Below are 18,519 nucleotides of genomic sequence, written 5' to 3'. Positions count from 1 at the left end.
GGAGAACAAAAAATGCCAAAGGATAATACGTTTGAAATTCGGGCCGGTCATGGCCAGCAGCAAGGCGCAAATTATGACGGGAAGGGGGTCAACTTTGCGCTGTTTTCAGCACATGCGGAGCGGGTTGAGCTCTGTCTGTTTGACCCTTCAGGAAAAACCGAAATCGCCCGGCTGGAGCTGCCGGAATATACCCATGAAGTGTGGCACGGCTATGTGCCGGATCTGAAGCCTGGCGCGCTGTACGGCTACCGTGTTTACGGCCCCTATGACCCGGAAAACGGCCATCGCTTCAACCCGAATAAACTGCTTATCGATCCGTATGCCCGTGAACTGGTGGGCGATATCGACTGGAACGACGCCCATTTCGGCTATGAGCTGGGTCATGACGATCTCGACCTCAGTTTTGATACCCGCGACAGCGCGCCGTTCACGCCAAAATGCAAGGTCATCGACCCCAATGCTTTTGACTGGCAGGATGATAACCGGCCAACCATTCCGTGGCCGAATACCGTTGTGTATGAGAGCCACGTGAAGGGCTTTACCCAGCTTAACCCGGCGATCCCGCCTGAACTGCGCGGTACGTTTGAAGGGATGGGACACAAAGCCTCGGTCGATTACATCAAAAGCCTTGGCATCACCTCGGTTGAACTGCTTCCGGTTCACTGGTTCCCGGACGATCAACACCTGCTCGACAGGGGGCTGAAAAACTTCTGGGGCTACAACACGCTCGGCTTCTTTGCACCGGCGTCACGCTATTACGGTCCGGCGGGGATCCAGGGTTTTCGCGATATGGTGCGCGCCTATCATGACGCAGGCATCGAGGTGATCCTCGATGTTGTCTATAACCACACGGCAGAAGGCAATGAGCTCGGCCCTACGCTGTCGTTTAAGGGCATCGATAACTTCAGCTATTACCGCACCTTACCCGATCAACACCGGTATTACATTAACGACACCGGCACGGGGAATACGGTGAATACCTCCCACCCGAGAGTGCTGCAGATGGTGATGGATTCACTGCGCTACTGGGCCGAATCGATGCATATTGACGGTTTCCGTTTCGACCTCGGGACAATTCTGGGCCGTGAGCCCGAAGGCTTTGATCCGCGTGGTGGCTTTTTCGATGCCGTCACGCAGGATCCGGTGTTATCCCGTCTGAAGCTGATTGGTGAGCCCTGGGATATCGGCCCTGGCGGTTATCAGGTCGGCGGCTTCCCGCCGGGCTGGGGGGAGTGGAACGACAAATATCGCGATACCGTACGTGAGTACTGGAAGGGCGATAACGTGTCTAACGACTTCGCCGCGCGCCTGCTCGGTTCCGGTGACTTGTACGACCTGCGCGGACGCCGTCCGTGGGCCAGCATCAACTTTATTACCGCCCACGACGGCTTTACGTTGAACGACCTGGTGTCTTACAACGAAAAGCATAATGCTGACAATGGTGAAGACAATAACGACGGGCACAACGATAACCGGTCGTATAACTACGGAGAGGAAGGGCCGACAGAGAGTCCGGATATTATCGCTACCCGGGAGCGGCAGAAGCGTAATTTCCTCACCACGCTGTTGTTCTCTCACGGCACGCCAATGCTGCTGGCCGGGGACGAGTTTGGCCGTACGCAAAAGGGGAACAATAACGGGTATTGCCAGGACAGCGAGATCTCCTGGATCGACTGGAAGGGGTTATCGGAAAACGACACCGCCCTGCGCGACTTTACCCGCCATCTGATTGCCCTTCGCGCGAAACAGCCATTGCTGCGGCGAGAAAGCTGGCGCGACGGACTTGAGATCCGCTGGTTTAACGCCGGCGGCGGCCCGCAGCAGGATGAGCAGTGGGATGAAGGTTCCACCCTCGGCGTATCCATCAGCAGACCGGACCTCAGACAGGAGCCGGGCCTCTGGCACGATGTGCTGATGCTGTTTAACCCGTTTGAAGGTACCGTGCCGTTCCAGATCCCCCAGTTTGGCGAAGGAGGCTGGGTACTGGAACTCTCCACGGCGGATGACGTTGTCCCCGGGACGGTCATCACCAAAGCCGTGGAATACAATCTGGCCGGACGAAGTATTTCGCTTTTCAGACGCCCTTAACTACAGTGATGCCGCCGCCCGCGCGGCGGTGTCATACAGGGAAGATATGGTCCGGAGCAGCTGCGCGGTGTCACCTATAGACGCTCCGGAAATCCCGCTCTCCGCATGGATATTGATCAGGCACGCTTCCCGCACGTCGCGGTATTTCATGCATAGCGCTTTCCCTTCCTCCGTCGTTGAGAAATAGAGCTCTTTTCCGGCTTTTTCACTCGTCACGTAGCCCGCCTTGACCAGCTTCTTCAGTGCATACGTCACCACGTGGGTATCTTCCACGTTCAGGACAAAACAGATGTCGGCCAGCTTTTTCTTGCGGTCGCGGTGGTTCACGTGATGCAGAAGCGAGACATCAAAAGCGCCCATATCTGGCTCACCGGCGGCGGTCATGCAGCGCACCATCCATTTGTTAAACGCGTTGCTGGTCATGATCAACGCGTACTCCAGCTCTGATAATTCCGCGCAACGTTCCGATACCAGATGGCGAGAGGACACGATACGGCCATCGGTTATATCGTCGTGATTTGATGATCCAGCACTCTTCTTTGCAGTCATAACGTTCCTTACGGGGGGGGACGTTGGCCCGGAAATGTAAACTCATCGATAAAATAAGAACATTTTATTGATAAATTGTTTACATGTTTTTGTGGTTCAGATATAGCTTTTTAGTGCAGGTTCTGCGGAGCCTGACGCAAAACACAACATCGCGCGCCGCACTGCATCCCGCTTCGCCATGATGCGAAGTATTAAAAAAATAGCCGCCGGCGCGCAACGCTCACTTTGGATAGGGTAAACGTTTATGGACGGTTCGACACTGTTGCCGCTCATCGGTATACCGGTGGTGGTTATTGGTTTTGCTCTGCGTTTCAACCCGCTACTGGTGGTTGTGGTGGCGGGGCTGGCTACCGGACTGCTGGTTGGCATGGATTTTGGGATGTTGCTGGAGACCTTTGGCGAGAAGTTCGTCAACAGTCGTTCCCTGGCAACCTTTATTCTGATCCTGCCGGTTATTGGCCTGCTGGAATATTACGGGTTGAAAGAGCGGGCGCAGGCGTGGGTGGCAAAGATTGCCAGCGCCACCTCGGCACGTATTCTGATGCTCTATTTTGTGGCGCGTGAAGGGACGGCCGCGCTGGGATTGATGTCGCTGGGTGGGCATGCTCAGACCGTTCGTCCGCTGCTGGCACCGATGGCCGAAGGCGCAGCGCTCAATGAGTATGGCGAACTGCCGCAACATATCCGGGACAAGATCAAAGCGCATGCCGCGGCGTGCGACAACATTGCGGTTTTCTTTGGCGAAGATATTTTTATCGCGTTTGGCGCGGTGCTGCTGATCGACGCTTTCCTGAAAGAGAATGGGATACAGGGCATTGAACCGTTGCATATCGGTCTGTGGGCCATTCCGACCGCCATCGCGGCATTGATTATTCATATGACGCGCCTGTTGCGTCTGGATGCCAGCATCCGTCGTGACGTTATGTCCTGGCGCGCTGAGCAGGGTACACAGGAGATCGCGCCATGATGACCCTGATCACCATTAACCGCGTGTATTACCTGATCGGCTTTGTCGTGATGCTGCTGGTCGTGATGACCCTGCGCGATCGCGCGAATCCTAAACGTTTTACCACCGCGCTATTCTGGTTCCTGTTCGGCGGGATCTTCCTGTTTGGCGACCTGATGGTGCAGGAGCTGGGCAAATCCCTTGCTTATCGAATTATCGGCGGCTGCGTCATTGTGATTGCTCTGCTGGCGGGTTTTGGTCTGGTCGGCAAAGGGCACTATAAAATGGCTACCGATGCCGAGCGCGAAGCCTCGTCAACGCGGCTGAAAAACTGGCTTTTCCTGCCTGCGCTGATGATCCCGGTGGTTACGGTGATCGGGACATTATTCCTGAAAGGGGTGTCGATAGGGGGCGTATTCCTTCTTGACCAGAAACAGCTCACGCTGGCGGCACTGTGCGTCGCCTGTGTGGCGGCGATCCTGACCGGCTGGTGGTTGACAAAAGGCACACCATTGCAGGCTATTCGCCAGTCCCGACGCCTGGTCGACACCATTGGCTGGGCGGTGATTTTGCCACAGATGCTGGCCATGCTGGGTGGGGTGTTTGTGGTGGCGAACACCGGCGAGTCAGTCCAGAAGGTCGTTAGCCTGTTTGTGAACCCCGATAGCCGGTTCATGCTGGTGGTGATTTACTGCGTGGGCATGGCGCTTTTCACCATGATCATGGGCAACGCCTTCGCAGCATTCCCGGTGCTCAGCGCCGGTATCGCCTTGCCGTTCCTGATTAACGTTCACCATGGTAACCCGGCACCGCTGCTGGCGATTGGCATGTACGCGGGCTATTGCGGCACGTTGATGACGCCAATGGCGGCCAACTTTAATATCGTCCCGGCCGCGCTGCTGGAGCTTAAAGATAAGTACCAGGTGATCAAGATCCAGATCCCAACGGCGATAACCCTGCTGGTGGTCAACGTGTTCTTAATGTATTTCCTCGTTTTTCGCTAAGCGCGGCAACGATCTAAGGAGCTGATATGGAATTAACGCAACACCAGGCCGACGCGTTTGCCCGCATGCCTTTGACCTATTTACGCCAGGAATATCCGAACCACATTATGCACCTGCTTAATGATGACGGTGATGTCCTGCCACCTCGCGAACTGCACCCCATTTTTTATGGCTGCTTCGACTGGCACTCGGCGGTGCACGGCTACTGGCTGCTGCTGCGCTGCGTGCGGCTTTACCCTGAACTGTCGTGCCGGGATGAAATTGTCGCCCTGTTTGATGAACACATCACGCAGGAGAAGGTGGCGAAAGAGCTGGTCTATTTCAATGCACCGTTTCGCGCCTCGTTCGAGCGCCCTTATGGCTACGGCTGGCTTCTGGCGCTGGCGCAGGAGCTGAAGCAGTCCGTGTTACCTCAAGCCGCCAGCTGGTATCAGACACTGCAGCCGTTAACGCAGGACATTCGCGACAGGCTGGTGGATTACCTCAGCAAGCTCACCTATCCGATCCGTGTCGGTACGCATTACAACACCGCTTTTGCGCTGGCGCTGGGGATTGATTACGCCCGGGCAGTGCAGGATAACGCCCTTGAACAGGCTATTCTGACGGCGGCGACGCGCTTTTATCTGGCTGACACGCATTACCCGGCTCACTATGAACCGGGTGGTGATGAGTACATTTCCGGCGCGCTGACGGAAGCGCTGTTGATGAGTAAGGTGGCGGAGCATTTCCCCACGTGGTTTGACGCCTTTCTTCCTGATGTGGGGTCTGTTTCGGCCCTGATGCACCCGGCAGAGGTGAGCGATCGTACCGACCCGAAAATTGCCCATCTGGATGGGCTAAACCTCAGCCGCGCCTGGTGCATGAAGCATATTGCCCGCGCGTTGCCGGATAACTATCCGGGACAACAGGCGCTGCGCGAGGCAGTCAACCGACATCTGGCGGCAAGCGTCGAGCATGTGGTGGGAAGCCACTACAGCGGCGGACACTGGCTGGCGAGTTTTGCGCTGCTGGCGCTGGAGTAAATCACAGGTGCAGCGCGTAGTGCACTGCACCGTGTTTATGCCGTAGCCTGACGCGTGGCGCGCAGCCGGCTCACGCTAAACACGACAGAAACCGCCGAAGTAAAGACCGCAATCCACAGTGCATAATGAACGGCCCGATCGTCAAAAGCTGGCTGATTCTGCGTTGTGGCCAGCAGAACGCCGACCACGGCAGCCCCCAGGCATTGTCCAAACGTCCGCACGATAGCCAGTACACCGGATGCGTAGCTGGCATACTCCCGCACCACGTTAGAGAGCATTTCCCGGTTATTGGGACTCTGGAAACAGCCAAAACCGATCCCGCACACCAGGCTTCTCAGGCAGATATTCCATGCGGAAGGGCTGGCGGGCAGTGTCGCGAGCAGGATCAACCCCACCACAAACACGAATAGCCCGAGGGTAGATATCAGCGGGGCTGAAATTGTGTCTGCCCAGCGGCCCGCATGCGGCGCAATCAGTACGATGCCTATCGGCCAGGGCGTGAACAGCAGCGCGGAGACCACCGGACTGTAGCCGTACACGCTCTGAAACAGGAACGGCAGGGCGATAAAGGTGATGCCCTGGCTCACAAACGAGGCCAGCGACGTGAGCGCGGCGAGCGTAAAGCGTCCGTTGTGGAAAATAACGGGAGGCAGTATGGGGCTTCGGGTGCGGCGAATATGCCAGACAAAGGTGATGGCGCTAATCGTGGCGAGCAGCGCCCAGCTGATAGCCTCGTGGCTGATGTGGTGCGAAGCATGCTGGAAACTGTTGGCCGTCATGATCATCGCCCCCAACAGGACCGCGGAGAGCAATGCGCCCGGGGCATCGAACGGAGAGGGATCTGAAGCCGGTTGTCGTGGTAATGCCTTCCAGGCCAACAGCATGGCAATCGTTCCGGGAACAAGGTTAATGGCGAATAACCACTGCCAGCGCAGTACGTCCAGGATCGTCCCGCCCAGTACGGGTGCAATGGCCGTGCTGGAGGCGATAAGCAGGGCGTGCAGTCCCAGAATGCGGCCAAGCAGTCGACCGGGGAAGACGGCGCGCAGTATCGCCGGAGCAATACTCAGTGTGGCCGCCCCGCCAATCCCCTGCAAAATCCGCATCCCGATCAGCATGTCCGGGGTGCGGGCCAGCGCGCAGCCGAGCGAGGTGAGTGTAAAGACGGCAAGTCCGGTCAGAAACACCGGGCGGTAGCCAACCCGGGCCGCCAGGGCAGCGAAGATGGCCAGAGTCATGGCCGCGGACAACAGATACCCATTGGCGAACCAGACGGCTACATTCGCGGGCACCTGCATCGCGCTTGCCATCGAAGGCAAGGCGATGTTGATCATGGTGCCATCAAAAACGCCCATCAGCGTGGTGGTCATTACCGCGGCCATCACCCGGGCGCGTTCATGGCCGGGCAATCCTTCGTCGCCGGGCTGGTTTGAAAATAGCGTCATCGTCGTAACTCCGGAAAGAATGTTGATGACGAAACTATAATCATGGGATATACAAGGCGGAAGACGCAGCAGTTGCACTGTTCAGTTGCATACAACGCCTTATCTGAGGATGCATCATGTCCGATCCGGATTTTAATTTGCTTGTCGCCCTCGACGTCCTGCTGGCCGAAGCCAGCGTGGCGGGCGCGGCGCGGCGTTTAAACCTGAGTACGTCAGCCATGAGCCGTACCCTGAGCAGGCTGCGAGAGGTGACCGGCGACCCGATCCTGGTGCGGGCAGGGCGTAATATGGTGCTGACGCCCTGGGCCGAGGCCACCCGGGAGCGAGCCAGAGGGGCCGTGTATGAGGCAAGAGCCGTACTGCAGCCCTCCACTGAAACGCTGAAGGTGGAAAACCTCGAGCGGCTGTTCACCATCAGAGCCAATGATGGTTTTGTGGTCGCATTTGGCCCATTGCTGATTGCCGCCGTGGCCGAAGCTGCGCCCGATGTGTGTATTCGGTTCTCGCCGAAGCCCGAGAAAACGTCACGCTATCTACGGGAAGGGCTGGTTGACCTGGAAATTGGCGTGCAGAGCAACATGGGACCTGAAATACGCCTGCAGCGATTATTTCAGGATCGGTTCATTGCCGCGGTGCGTAAGGGACATCCGCTGGCGGCACACCCCACGGTCAGCCTTCACGATTATGTTTCCTGGGGCCACGTGGTTGCCGCGCCCGACGGGTCGCTACACGGCTTTGTCGACGATGCGCTGGCAGAAGTGGGGATGAAGCGCAAAATTGCCAGCGTCGTGCCCGGTTTCCCGACGGCGCTATCCGTGGCGCTGGCGTCCGATCTGATCGCCATGGTTCCGGCATTGTATCTGCTGAACCAGCCGATGGCGCAGAGTGTGCATGTTTTTGAACTGCCGTTTAAAACCCGAACCATTACGGTATCGCAGATGTGGCACCCGCGAATGGAAAGGGATCCGGGGCACCGCTGGCTGAGAGAGAAAGTGCTGGACGTGTGTCGGGCTGTGCAGCAACCACTCAGTGCTGAGTAACCCGCTTAGGCACGGACAAGATAAAGCGTGTCGACTGAGCATCCGATTCGACGCGGACTTTGCCATGATGCGCGGTGACAATTGACTTCACAATTGCAAGACCAATCCCGCTGCCTTCGCCTTTTCGCTGCCTTGAAGGATCCACCCGGTAAAAACGGTCAAACAGCCTGGGTAAATGTTCTTGCGGGACAGGTTTCCCGGGGTTGGCAATCATCAGCTCAAAATCGTTTTCCCGTTCGTCGATTGAGACGGTCACCGTCTTGCCTTCCGGCGTATAGCGCAGGGCATTGGATAACAGGTTGTTGATTGCGCGTCTGAACATCTGCGGATCGCCTTCGATCAGGCAGGGCATCCCGTGAAACGTCAGCGTGATATCGCGTTCTTCCGCCCAGGCCTCGAAGAAATCAAAGACTTTAACGACCTCCGCGCTTAAATCAAACATCACCCTGTCCGGGATCAGCTGATTATTATCCGCCTGCGCCAGGAACAGCATATCGCTGACCATCCGGGTCATCCGGTTATACTCTTCAAGGCTGGAGTAGAGAATATCTTCCAGCTCTTTCGGCGTCCGGTTCTGGCTGAGTGCGATTTCAGTCTGGGTCACCAGATTGGTGATGGGGGTTCTGATTTCGTGGGCGATATCGGCAGAAAAATTCGCCTGGCGGGTGAACACATCTTCAATCTTTTCAATCATATGGTTGAACGAAATCACCAGTTGCTCCAGTTCAACCGGAACGCGTGACGGTTCCAGCCTCGCATCGAGATTTTCAGAGGTGATATTTTTAATGGCATTGCTGACGTTACGCAGCGGCAGGTGTCCCTGACGGACCGCGATTCGAATGATAAGAATAATCAGCAGGCTGATCACCACGGCAATCGCAATCAGGTTCTTTTTCAGCGCATCGAGGTAATGGAGATGGAAATTAATAGAAAGCCCGATCAGCATAACGTAATTCTGCGCTTTTCCCTGCAGCGTTGCCGTGCCTGACGAGGCGATAATCCGGTACGTGTCACTTTTCATCTCAGCGCCGGAATGACGCTGCAGGGTGGGGGCATCTACCGTCCAGAGAAACACATCCCGTGCCCGACTGTGCGTGCTGAACGCCGCCGTGTTCACGGCAGGGCGTAACGCTGACCCCTGCGCCGTACTGAACAACACCTCCCCACGCGCGTCGAGAAGCAGAACCGCAACATTACGATAGCTGGCAATTGACTCTTTGATTTTACTGATTTTCTTCTCGTCAGGATCTGCCGGGGACTGCAGGATACGGTGCATCGCGGTACTGATTTGCTGCAGATCGTTGATATCCTGCTCGGCAAAATGCTTTTCAACGGAGTGCAGCATAAACCAGGTGAAGGCGAAAAATGCCAGTATCGTGGAGAGGCTGATAAAAAACGTTAGCCTGAGGGCTAATGAAAAAGGGCGTCTGGGTAATTTAACGCGCATCCGGTGCCTCCAGCATGTACCCCACGCCGCGGACCGTCTGGATCAGCTTCGGCTCATAATCATTGTCTATTTTCGCGCGAAGCCGTTTGACGGCGACATCAATCGCGTTGGTGTCGCTGTCAAAATTCATGTCCCAGACCTGGGATGCAATCAGGGAGCGGGGCAGCACTTCCCCCTGGTGTCGCATAAAAAACTCCAGCAGGCTGAACTCTTTGCTGGTCAGCAGGATGCGGTTCCCCGCGCGGCTCACCTTTCTGGACACGAGATCAATCATCAGATCAGACACCTGAAACTGGCTTTCCGTGATCACCGTATTGCCCCGTCGCAGAAGCGTCCTGACGCGGGCGAGCAGCTCCGCAAAGGCAAAGGGTTTGATCAGGTAATCATCCGCGCCCAGTTCAAGACCCTTCACCCGGTGTTCAATAGTGCCAAGGGCTGAGAGTAACAGAACCGGCATTCCCTTCCCGGCAGAACGTAACATGCGGATGATATCCCAGCCGTTCACGTCGGGAAGCATGATATCCAGAATCAGGAGGTCATACTCGGCGGTCATGGCGAGATGATATCCGGTCAGGCCATTGTCAGCGTGGTCCACCACAAACCCCGCCTCAGTCAGCCCCTTGCTGAGGTACTCCCCGGTTTTTATCTCGTCTTCAACGATCAGTATTTTCATGTTGCTCCCCTGACTGGCTGCTCAGGACATTCTAGAGAGCCTCAAACCGTTATCAATGACTTACGTTAAGAATGACAACATTGTCATTATCCTGTCACCAGGCAAACAGGAAGCACGCTGTAGAGTAACCCTGGTAATACTCTGGACTTCATTTGAAACATTTACCAGGCCTGCCTGGACGAGAAGCGTGATGTGCACATTAAAACGACTTAGCATTAGCACAATATTTTTCCTGGCAGGCTGCGTCTCGCTGGCACCAGAATATGCGCGCCCGCCAGCACCGGTTCCGCAGCAGTTCTCGTTATCCCGAAATAGCCTCACGCCGGTGGTGGCGGGGTATCACGACAGCGGATGGCGTAGCTTTTTTACCGATCCTCAGGTCGCAGCACTGATCGCCGAAACCCTGAATAACAACCGTGATTTAAAAATGGCCGCCCTTAAGGTTGAAGAGGCGCGCGCGCAGTTCAACGTGACGGATGCCGACCGGTATCCGCAGCTGAATGCCTCGTCAGGTGTGACCTACAGCGGTGGGCTGAAAACGGACAAGCCGACCACACAGCAGTACGACGCAGGGTTGAACCTCAGTTACGAACTCGATTTCTTCGGCAAACTCAGGAATATGAGTGATGCTGACAGACAGAACTATTTTGCCAGCGAGGAGGCCCGCCGTGCCGTGCATATCCTGCTCGTCTCCAGCGTGTCGCAGAGCTATTTCAGCCAGCAGCTGGCCTACAAACAACGTCGTATTGCCCGCGATACGCTAAAAAACTATCAACAATCCTGGGCTTTTGTTGAACAACAGCTGGTAACGGGCAGCACCAACGTTCTGGCACTTGAACAGGCCCGGGGGCAGATTGAAAGTACCCGTGCAGAAATAGCGAAAAGAGAAGGCGAGCTGGCGCAGGCCAATAATGCCCTGCAGCAGGTTCTGGGAACCTATCGCGCGCTGCCGGCAGAGAAAGGAGGCAGCGTCGATGAGATTTCACCCGTCAAACTGCCGCCTCGTCTGCCGTCAGAAATATTGCTTCAGCGCCCGGACATTATGGAAGCGGAGTATCAACTGAAAGCGGCTGATGCCAATATTGGCGCGGCGCGCGCCGCCTTTTTCCCGTCCATTACGCTAACCAGCGGGCTTTCAGCAAGCAGTACGGAATTATCCAGCCTCTTCACCGCAGGAAGCGGGATGTGGAATTTTATTCCGAAAATTGACATTCCTGTTTTTAATGCCGGAAGGAATAAAGCCAATCTCAAACTGGCTGAAATTCGCCAGCAGCAGTCAATCGTCAATTACGAACAAAAAATTCAGGCGGCTTTTAAACAGGTCGCCGACGCGCTCGCATTGCGGGACAGCATCAGTCAGCAACTCGACGCCCAGCAACGTTATCTTGATTCGCTACACATCACCCTGCAGCGAGCCAGAGGTTTATATTCCAGTGGCGCGGTCAGTTACATTGAAGTGCTTGATGCCGAACGTTCTCTTTTTGCAACACAACAAACCATTCTCGACCTTATCTATTCCCGACAGGTGAATGAAATTAACTTATTCACCGCGCTGGGCGGCGGTTGGGTTGAGTAATTTCTTTTAATTACTCCATCAGGAAATCAAAAAATGAACAGTTTATTTAACGCGGTCGTACTGGGCGCACTCTCCGTTATATTTTCTGCAGGCCTGCATGCTGAAACACATCAGCACGGGGAGATGAGCACAGCAGCACAAGCCACGCCAGAGCAGGTTATCGTGGGAACCGGCGTGGTGAAAGCGGTTGAACTGAGCACTAAAAAAATCACTATCGCGCACGATGCTATTCCAGCGATTGGCTGGCCCGCCATGACCATGCGTTTCACCTTTGTCCAGGCAGACGAAACTATTCTCGCCTTAAAAGCCGGCAGCCACGTTAATTTTACGTTTGTTCAGCAGGGCAATATCTCTTTACTCAAGAGCATTAAATAGCGAGAAAAAGCATGGCCTCTTTAAGAATAAAGTTTGCTGCCGTCATCATCGGCAGCCTTATTGCAGGAGGGCTGATTTCAGTTATCGCCTGGCAGTCGGTGTATCCCGCAGAAAAAACAGAACAGACCACGACGGAGAGAAAAGTTCTTTTCTGGTATGACCCGATGAAGCCGGATACCCGGTTTGATAAACCCGGCAAGTCTCCATTTATGGATATGGATCTGGTGCCGAAATATGCCGATGAAAATGACGAAAAAAGCAGTGAGGGTATTCGAATTGACCCGACGCAGGTTCAGAACCTGGGTCTCAAAACGCAGAAAGTGATGCGGGGAGCGCTGAATTACGCCCAGACCATACCGGCCAACGTCAGTTATAACGAATATCAGTTTGTCATTGTACAGGCGCGTTCTGAGGGTTTCGTTGAGAGAGTGTACCCACTGACCGTGGGCGATCATGTCAAAAAAGGGACGCCGCTTATCGATATCACCATTCCGGAATGGGTAGAAGCGCAAAGCGAGTTCCTGTTGTTATCGGGTACCGGCGGAACCCCTACCCAGATAAAAGGTGTTCTGGAGCGACTACGTCTTGCCGGCATGCCGGAAGAGGATGTTCAACGACTGCGTGCGACCCGGAGTATCCAGACCCGTTTTACTATCAAGGCTCCCATAGATGGCGTGATTACGGCGTTTAACCTGCGCACGGGCATGAACATTACCAAAGATAACGTGGTGGCACAGATTCAGGGGATGGATCCGGTCTGGATCAGTGCGGCCGTGCCGGAATCCATTGCGTATCTTCTCAAAGACAGCTCGCAGTTTGAAATTTCAGTGCCCGCGTATCCGGATAAATCGTTTCCCATTGAAAAATGGAACATTCTCCCCAGCACGGATCAAACTACCCGCACGCTGCAGGTCCGTCTGCAGGTCTCCAACAAAGACGAAAGCCTGAAACCCGGCATGAACGCCTACCTGAAACTGAACGCCAGTAGCCAGGAGATGCTGCTGATCCCATCCCAGGCCGTGATTGATACGGGCAAAGAACAGCGGGTGATTGTGGTCGATGCGGAAGGGCGTTTTGTGCCGAAAAGCATTCATGTTCTGCATGAATCTCAGCAACAGTCCGCGATTGGCAGCGGACTGAACGAAGGCGATGCTGTCGTGGTCAGCGGTCTGTTCCTGATTGACTCCGAAGCCAATATTAGCGGTGCGCTGGAGCGCATGCGTCATCCTGAAAAAACTGACGACGCGCATTCGGGCCATTAAGGAGACGATGATGATTGAATGGATTATCCGGCGCTCCGTCGCCAACCGTTTCCTGGTGATGATGGGCGCTTTGTTTCTCAGCGTCTGGGGAACATGGACTATCATCAATACCCCTGTTGATGCATTGCCCGATCTCTCTGATGTACAGGTGATCATAAAAACCAGCTATCCCGGTCAGGCCCCGCAGATTGTTGAAAATCAGGTCACGTATCCGCTCACGACAACCATGCTGTCGGTACCCGGCGCAAAGACCGTGCGTGGTTTTTCCCAGTTTGGTGACTCCTATGTTTACGTCATTTTTGAAGACGGTACTGACCTGTACTGGGCCCGCTCGCGCGTTCTGGAATACCTGAACCAGGTGCAGGGCAAATTGCCTGCCGGTGTAAGCTCAGAAATAGGACCAGATGCCACCGGTGTCGGCTGGATATTTGAATATGCCCTGGTGGATCACAGCGGAAAACACGATCTTGCAGAACTGCGTTCCCTTCAGGACTGGTTCCTGAAATTCGAACTGAAAACCATCCCTAACGTCGCGGAGGTTGCGTCAGTAGGCGGCGTGGTTAAGCAGTATCAGATTCAGGTTAACCCGTTGAAGCTGGCGCAGTACGGTGTCACGCTGCCCGACGTTAAACAGGCTCTCGAATCATCTAACCAGGAAGCAGGGGGATCATCCATTGAAATGGCGGAAGCGGAGTACATGGTCCGCGCCAGCGGTTACCTTCAGTCCATTGATGATTTCAATAATATCGTCCTGAAAACGGGCGAGAACGGCGTGCCGGTTTATCTGCGCGATGTGGCACGCGTGCAAACGGGCCCGGAAATGCGGCGCGGCATTGCAGAGCTTAACGGCCAGGGCGAAGTTGCTGGTGGCGTCGTGATCCTGCGCTCGGGGAAAAACGCACGTGAAGTCATTACCGCAGTGAAAGACAAACTGGAGACGCTGAAAGCCAGCCTGCCAGAAGGTGTCGAGGTGGTGACCACCTACGATCGCAGCCAGTTAATTGACCGCGCCATTGATAACCTGAGTAATAAACTCCTTGAAGAGTTTATCGTGGTAGCCATCGTCTGTGCGCTGTTCCTCTGGCATATCCGCTCTGCGCTGGTGGCGATCGTTTCTTTGCCGCTTGGCCTGTGCTTTGCCTTTATCGTCATGCATTTCCAGAGGCTAAACGCCAATATTATGTCACTGGGCGGGATTGCCATTGCCGTGGGGGCGATGGTGGATGCCGCCATTGTGATGATTGAAAATGCGCATAAACGGCTGGAAGAGTGGGATCATCAACACCCAGGGGAGCAGATAGACAACGCAACCCGCTGGAAGGTCATTACCGATGCGTCCGTTGAAGTGGGCCCGGCGCTGTTTATCAGCCTGCTGATCATCACCTTGTCGTTCATCCCCATTTTCACGCTTGAGGGACAGGAAGGGCGCCTGTTTGGGCCGCTGGCCTTCACGAAGACGTATGCCATGGCGGGCGCGGCCGCGCTGGCAATCATCGTCATTCCTATACTGATGGGGTTCTGGATCAGAGGGAAAATCCCCGCGGAGACCAGCAACCCGCTGAACCGACTGCTGATTAATGCCTATCACCCGTTACTGCTTCGTGTGCTCCACTGGCCGAAAACGACCTTGCTGGTTGCGGCGTTAACTATTTTTACGGTCATATGGCCGCTGAGTCAGGTCGGGGGGGAATTTCTGCCAAAGATCAATGAGGGCGATCTGCTGTACATGCCTTCAACGTTACCTGGCGTATCGCCGGCAGAGGCTGCCGCGCTCTTGCAGACGACAGACAAATTAATCAAAACCGTCCCTGAAGTGGCGTCCGTATTTGGTAAGACCGGTAAGGCTGAAACGGCGACCGACTCCGCGCCACTGGAAATGGTCGAAACCACCCTTCAGCTTAAACCTGAAGATCAGTGGCGACCAGGAATGACGATTGACAAGATCGTTGATGAACTGGATAAGACCGTGCGTTTGCCCGGCCTGGCTAACCTCTGGGTACCGCCGATCCGTAACCGTATAGATATGCTCTCCACCGGCATTAAAAGCCCAATCGGTATCAAGGTGTCTGGCACCGTTTTGTCTGATATTGATGCCACGGCACAACGTATCGAAGCGGTGGCCAAAACCGTGCCGGGCGTGGTTTCAGCCCTGGCAGAACGTCTGGAAGGCGGACGCTACATCGACGTGGATATCAACCGGGAGAAAGCATCCCGATACGGAATGACGGTGGGTGATGTGCAGCTGTTTGTCTCATCAGCCATCGGTGGCGCAACAACCGGCGAGACGGTTGAGGGCGTAGCCCGTTACCCGATCAATATCCGCTACCCTCAGGATTACCGAAACAGCCCACAGGCACTGAAACAGATGCCCATTCTGACGCCCATGAAACAGCAAATTACCCTGGGCGATGTCGCTGATATTCGTGTCGTTTCCGGACCTACCATGCTGAAAACGGAAAATGCCCGTCCTGCCAGCTGGATTTATATTGATGCTCGTGGCAGGGATATGGTGTCGGTTGTAAACGACATTAAAACCGCTATCAGCCAGCACGTAAAATTAAGACCGGGCACCAGTGTCTCTTTCTCCGGACAGTTTGAATTGCTGGAGCACGCCAATAAAAAACTGAAACTGATGGTGCCGATGACGGTAATGATCATATTCATTTTGTTATATCTGGCATTCCGTCGTGTTGATGAGGCACTGCTTATTCTGATGAGTCTGCCATTCGCCCTGGTCGGCGGAATTTGGTTCCTGTACTGGCAGGGCTTCCATATGTCCGTGGCGACCGGAACCGGCTTTATTGCCCTGGCCGGGGTGGCAGCAGAGTTTGGCGTGGTGATGCTGATGTACTTGCGTCATGCCATTGAAGCCCATCCGGCGCTTGCCCAGCGGGAAACCTTTACCGCGGAAGGTCTCGATGAAGCCCTTTATCAGGGGGCGGTACTCCGCGTGAGACCGAAAGCGATGACCGTAGCGGTTATCATTGCCGGTCTGTTGCCCATCCTCTGGGGAACCGGTGCGGGCTCAGAAGTCATGAGCCGGATAGCCGCGCCGATGATTGGAGGAATGATTACGGCTCCGCTGTTATCCCTGTTCATTATTCCGGCCGCCTACAAATTAATCTGGCTGCGAAGACATAAATAAACGCGCGACGATATTAAAAGGACACGCTGGAGTGTCCTTTTTTATGCGTATGGGGCAGGGGGTTATTCCCCGTATGGCCCGGTGACAGAAATGTCATCAGCCCGTCACGGGATAAACAGAGGTCGGTTTTTATAATCAATGATAATTCAGACGCCGATGCATTTATCTCTGACTTTTCATTCAGCGATATTGCAGAGCATGTAAACTTAGGAGATTCGACCATGAAAAAGATCCTGTTATCCATTGTCACCATTATGGCTGTCACCTCATCTGGCTGGGCAGCAGAAACGATCAACATGCACGACCAGGTTAATAACGCTCAGGCAACTGCGCATCAAACCATGGCTGAGATGCACAAGAAAATGCTCAAAGCTGGCCCCTGTAATACTACTCCCGAATCGGCAAAGTCTTTCTCCGCGATGAATGAGCATGAGATGGCCGCCGTTGTGCATGAAACGGTGAACAATGGGCAGTCTTCTGTTATTCACCAGCAACAGGCAGAGAAACATCGCCGTATGAATCAGGCGAATTAACTGGCGCGTGGTGGATGTCACGGGTATACGCCCCTCGAGTGTGGGGCGTTTTCAGCATCTTTTAGAAGTTCTTCTAAGGATGCAGCCACCGCTGAGCAGTATCATGCCGATACGGAGAAGCGCTGCAGTTGGTTTGCAGACATGACCAGGCGAGGTTACAGCGCGCGAGAATATTCTTCTCTCTGGCTATCGTTCTTCGCCATATCCATCAATAGTGCGATACCAATATAGTTACTCCAGTTAAAAGCATTTTGAAGCACGACTACCGCATTGCCTTTTTGTTTATCGAAACCGATAAAGCTTGAGTAGCCGCCAATATAGCCTACCTGATAAGTAATTTTTTCCAGACCGATAAAGTCGGTGGTCCAGGCAATACCCTGTACACCGTCGGCGCGTTGAATATCGGTATTACTGACTTCAGCAAAGACGCTATCCAATAAGCGATTGTCGGTTGTCGCCACATGATAGCGGGCATACGCGGCCAGATCTTCGGCGTTACTGTATAAACTCGCTGCCGCTACCATGTTGTTGGAAAAATGCCAGTCGGGCGTCAGCTGACCGCGCGGGATGAATTTGGGCTGATCGCCAGCGTGGCCAAGCGCACGCTGCGGGTATCCCTTTAACGTCTGGGGAATAAAACTACTGTTAGCCATTTGCAGCGGTTGAAAAATATAGCGCGAGGCTAAACTCTGAATATCTTCGCCGGTTTTGTGTTTCAGGATATAGCCAATCAGGGCATAGCCGGTATTAGAGTATTGCGGCATTTTATGCTGCGGTGCATGCCAGTTGGCTAAATAGCGCAATACGTTATCGCTATCCAGTTCGCCATAAAAGTTATCGCCACTGCTTAAATAGCTGATGAATTTTCCCAGCATCGGAACATCCATATTCTGACGGGGCAGGCCAGAGGTGTGGGTCACCAGTTCCAGTAGAGTAATTTTTTGTGCATCTGCGCTTAAGGGCGTACCCGGTGGCAGCAATGTCGCCAGGTTATCGTCCCAACTCAGCCTTCCTTCGTTCACCAGACAAGCCACCACTTCCGCCGTAATCCCTTTGCTGAGCGAACCGAGGGCAAACAAGGTATTGGACCCGATCGGGTAGCGATTGGCCGCATCGGTTACGCCCCAACTGTAAAACTGCGGAGAACCGTAATTATGGATCACCGCAACCGTCATCCCGGGAACGGATTTTTGCGCCATATAGTGACGGACCACGCTATCAACGTCGCCGTCCAGCGATTTATGGGTGAGGAGTTCCTGTGTTCCTGCCGGTGAGGACATTTGCGAGAGCGTGCCACAACCGCTGAGTGACGGGATAACAAGCAGAAGCCAGCGAAAATGTTGAGTTATGTTCTGCATACCTGTCATGTGTGGTGGTCATTAGAGCGCCCGGAATGTATCACACCTGGCCTGCG

15 protein-coding genes are annotated in these 18,519 nt (G+C 54.6%); 10 read left to right on the top strand and 5 right to left on the bottom strand.

All coding sequences use genetic code 11. From position 1 onward, the window contains the following. Window positions 1–12 precede the first annotated feature (12 nt). On the top strand, window positions 13–2,088 hold the full coding sequence (gene glgX / locus QRN24_RS04500; protein WP_284942403.1) for a glycogen debranching protein GlgX: 2,076 nt from the start codon (window positions 13–15) through the stop codon (window positions 2,086–2,088). Here the strand turns inward: glgX and QRN24_RS04495 are convergent, their stop codons facing one another. Further along, entirely contained in the window at window positions 2,089–2,637 is a 549-nt protein-coding gene (locus QRN24_RS04495) for a winged helix DNA-binding protein (protein WP_014170092.1), read from the bottom strand. It lies immediately after the preceding gene. A 244-nt stretch (window positions 2,638–2,881) separates the two neighbouring features. Here QRN24_RS04495 and QRN24_RS04490 point away from each other — a divergent pair, with 244 nt between their 5' ends. Genes QRN24_RS04490 through QRN24_RS04480 form a run of 3 tightly spaced genes read left to right on the top strand, consistent with a single transcriptional unit; the run spans window position 2,882 to window position 5,609 of the window. Continuing rightward, complete coding sequence (locus QRN24_RS04490) at window positions 2,882–3,604, top strand: DUF969 domain-containing protein (RefSeq protein WP_014170091.1); 723 nt, start codon at window positions 2,882–2,884, stop codon at window positions 3,602–3,604. Beyond that, entirely contained in the window at window positions 3,601–4,587 is a 987-nt protein-coding gene (locus tag QRN24_RS04485; RefSeq protein ID WP_284942402.1) for a DUF979 domain-containing protein, read from the top strand. Before QRN24_RS04490 ends, QRN24_RS04485 begins: the two co-directional genes overlap by 4 nt. A 26-nt stretch (window positions 4,588–4,613) precedes the next feature. Beyond that, window positions 4,614–5,609, top strand: a complete 996-nt coding sequence (locus tag QRN24_RS04480) for a DUF2891 domain-containing protein (RefSeq protein WP_284942401.1) — start codon at window positions 4,614–4,616, stop codon at window positions 5,607–5,609. 35 nt (window positions 5,610–5,644) lie between these two features. Here the strand turns inward: QRN24_RS04480 and QRN24_RS04475 are convergent, their stop codons facing one another. Further along, complete coding sequence (locus QRN24_RS04475) at window positions 5,645–7,054, bottom strand: MFS transporter (protein ID WP_284942400.1); 1,410 nt, start codon at window positions 7,052–7,054, stop codon at window positions 5,645–5,647. A 116-nt stretch (window positions 7,055–7,170) separates the two neighbouring features. Between QRN24_RS04475 and QRN24_RS04470 the strand changes: the two genes are divergently transcribed. Further along, window positions 7,171–8,094 carry a LysR family transcriptional regulator gene (locus tag QRN24_RS04470; RefSeq protein ID WP_044859325.1) on the top strand — a complete coding sequence of 308 codons (924 nt, stop codon included), beginning with the start codon at window positions 7,171–7,173 and terminating at the stop codon, window positions 8,092–8,094. Here the strand turns inward: QRN24_RS04470 and QRN24_RS04465 are convergent. Both QRN24_RS04465 and QRN24_RS04460 read right to left on the bottom strand, forming a co-directional pair. Further along, on the bottom strand, window positions 8,081–9,541 hold the full coding sequence (locus QRN24_RS04465) for a Cu(+)/Ag(+) sensor histidine kinase (protein ID WP_284942399.1): 1,461 nt from the start codon (window positions 9,539–9,541) through the stop codon (window positions 8,081–8,083). The genes QRN24_RS04470 and QRN24_RS04465 overlap by 14 nt on opposite strands. Further along, window positions 9,531–10,214 carry a copper/silver response regulator transcription factor gene (locus QRN24_RS04460; protein WP_050736804.1) on the bottom strand — a complete coding sequence of 228 codons (684 nt, stop codon included), beginning with the start codon at window positions 10,212–10,214 and terminating at the stop codon, window positions 9,531–9,533. The genes QRN24_RS04465 and QRN24_RS04460 overlap by 11 nt, the downstream gene beginning before the upstream one ends. A 190-nt stretch (window positions 10,215–10,404) precedes the next feature. On the opposite strand from QRN24_RS04460, the gene QRN24_RS04455 reads away from it, so the two are divergent. The 5 genes from QRN24_RS04455 (at window position 10,405) to QRN24_RS04435 (ending at window position 17,105) form a co-directional block, all read left to right on the top strand. Then, a complete protein-coding gene (locus tag QRN24_RS04455; protein WP_284942398.1) occupies window positions 10,405–11,790 on the top strand; it encodes an efflux transporter outer membrane subunit in 1,386 nt (461 codons plus the stop codon). Between the two features lie 33 nt (window positions 11,791–11,823). Next, on the top strand, window positions 11,824–12,165 hold the full coding sequence (cusF, locus tag QRN24_RS04450) for a cation efflux system protein CusF (RefSeq protein WP_185791204.1): 342 nt from the start codon (window positions 11,824–11,826) through the stop codon (window positions 12,163–12,165). 11 nt (window positions 12,166–12,176) lie between these two features. Next, complete coding sequence (locus tag QRN24_RS04445) at window positions 12,177–13,427, top strand: efflux RND transporter periplasmic adaptor subunit (protein WP_284942397.1); 1,251 nt, start codon at window positions 12,177–12,179, stop codon at window positions 13,425–13,427. A gap of 10 nt (window positions 13,428–13,437) precedes the next feature. Beyond that, entirely contained in the window at window positions 13,438–16,572 is a 3,135-nt protein-coding gene (silA, locus tag QRN24_RS04440) for a Cu(+)/Ag(+) efflux RND transporter permease subunit SilA (protein ID WP_284942396.1), read from the top strand. Between the two features lie 221 nt (window positions 16,573–16,793). Then, window positions 16,794–17,105 carry a PcoE/SilE family metal-binding protein gene (locus QRN24_RS04435; protein WP_284942395.1) on the top strand — a complete coding sequence of 104 codons (312 nt, stop codon included), beginning with the start codon at window positions 16,794–16,796 and terminating at the stop codon, window positions 17,103–17,105. A 155-nt stretch (window positions 17,106–17,260) separates the two neighbouring features. Here the strand turns inward: QRN24_RS04435 and QRN24_RS04430 are convergent, their stop codons facing one another. After that, window positions 17,261–18,463: a serine hydrolase domain-containing protein gene (locus QRN24_RS04430; RefSeq protein ID WP_284942394.1), complete on the bottom strand. Its 1,203-nt coding sequence runs from the start codon at window positions 18,461–18,463 to the stop codon at window positions 17,261–17,263. Between the last annotated feature and the right edge of the window lie 56 nt (window positions 18,464–18,519).

Source organism: Enterobacter sp. MEB024 (assembly GCF_030209635.1).
GTDB classification, from domain to species: Bacteria; Pseudomonadota; Gammaproteobacteria; order Enterobacterales; family Enterobacteriaceae; genus Enterobacter; species Enterobacter ludwigii.
Note: the sequence above shows the minus strand (reverse complement) of the source record. Positions and strands in the feature narration are given on the sequence as shown.

Coding starts and splice junctions, on each gene's coding strand:
- glgX (WP_284942403.1), top strand. CDS start 13: ATGCCAAAGGATAATACGTTTGAAATTCGGGCCGGTCATGGCCAGCAG.
- QRN24_RS04495 (WP_014170092.1), bottom strand. CDS start 2,637: ATGACTGCAAAGAAGAGTGCTGGATCATCAAATCACGACGATATAACC.
- QRN24_RS04490 (WP_014170091.1), top strand. CDS start 2,882: ATGGACGGTTCGACACTGTTGCCGCTCATCGGTATACCGGTGGTGGTT.
- QRN24_RS04485 (WP_284942402.1), top strand. CDS start 3,601: ATGATGACCCTGATCACCATTAACCGCGTGTATTACCTGATCGGCTTT.
- QRN24_RS04480 (WP_284942401.1), top strand. CDS start 4,614: ATGGAATTAACGCAACACCAGGCCGACGCGTTTGCCCGCATGCCTTTG.
- QRN24_RS04475 (WP_284942400.1), bottom strand. CDS start 7,054: ATGACGCTATTTTCAAACCAGCCCGGCGACGAAGGATTGCCCGGCCAT.
- QRN24_RS04470 (WP_044859325.1), top strand. CDS start 7,171: ATGTCCGATCCGGATTTTAATTTGCTTGTCGCCCTCGACGTCCTGCTG.
- QRN24_RS04465 (WP_284942399.1), bottom strand. CDS start 9,541: ATGCGCGTTAAATTACCCAGACGCCCTTTTTCATTAGCCCTCAGGCTA.
- QRN24_RS04460 (WP_050736804.1), bottom strand. CDS start 10,214: ATGAAAATACTGATCGTTGAAGACGAGATAAAAACCGGGGAGTACCTC.
- QRN24_RS04455 (WP_284942398.1), top strand. CDS start 10,405: ATGTGCACATTAAAACGACTTAGCATTAGCACAATATTTTTCCTGGCA.
- cusF (WP_185791204.1), top strand. CDS start 11,824: ATGAACAGTTTATTTAACGCGGTCGTACTGGGCGCACTCTCCGTTATA.
- QRN24_RS04445 (WP_284942397.1), top strand. CDS start 12,177: ATGGCCTCTTTAAGAATAAAGTTTGCTGCCGTCATCATCGGCAGCCTT.
- silA (WP_284942396.1), top strand. CDS start 13,438: ATGATTGAATGGATTATCCGGCGCTCCGTCGCCAACCGTTTCCTGGTG.
- QRN24_RS04435 (WP_284942395.1), top strand. CDS start 16,794: ATGAAAAAGATCCTGTTATCCATTGTCACCATTATGGCTGTCACCTCA.
- QRN24_RS04430 (WP_284942394.1), bottom strand. CDS start 18,463: ATGCAGAACATAACTCAACATTTTCGCTGGCTTCTGCTTGTTATCCCG.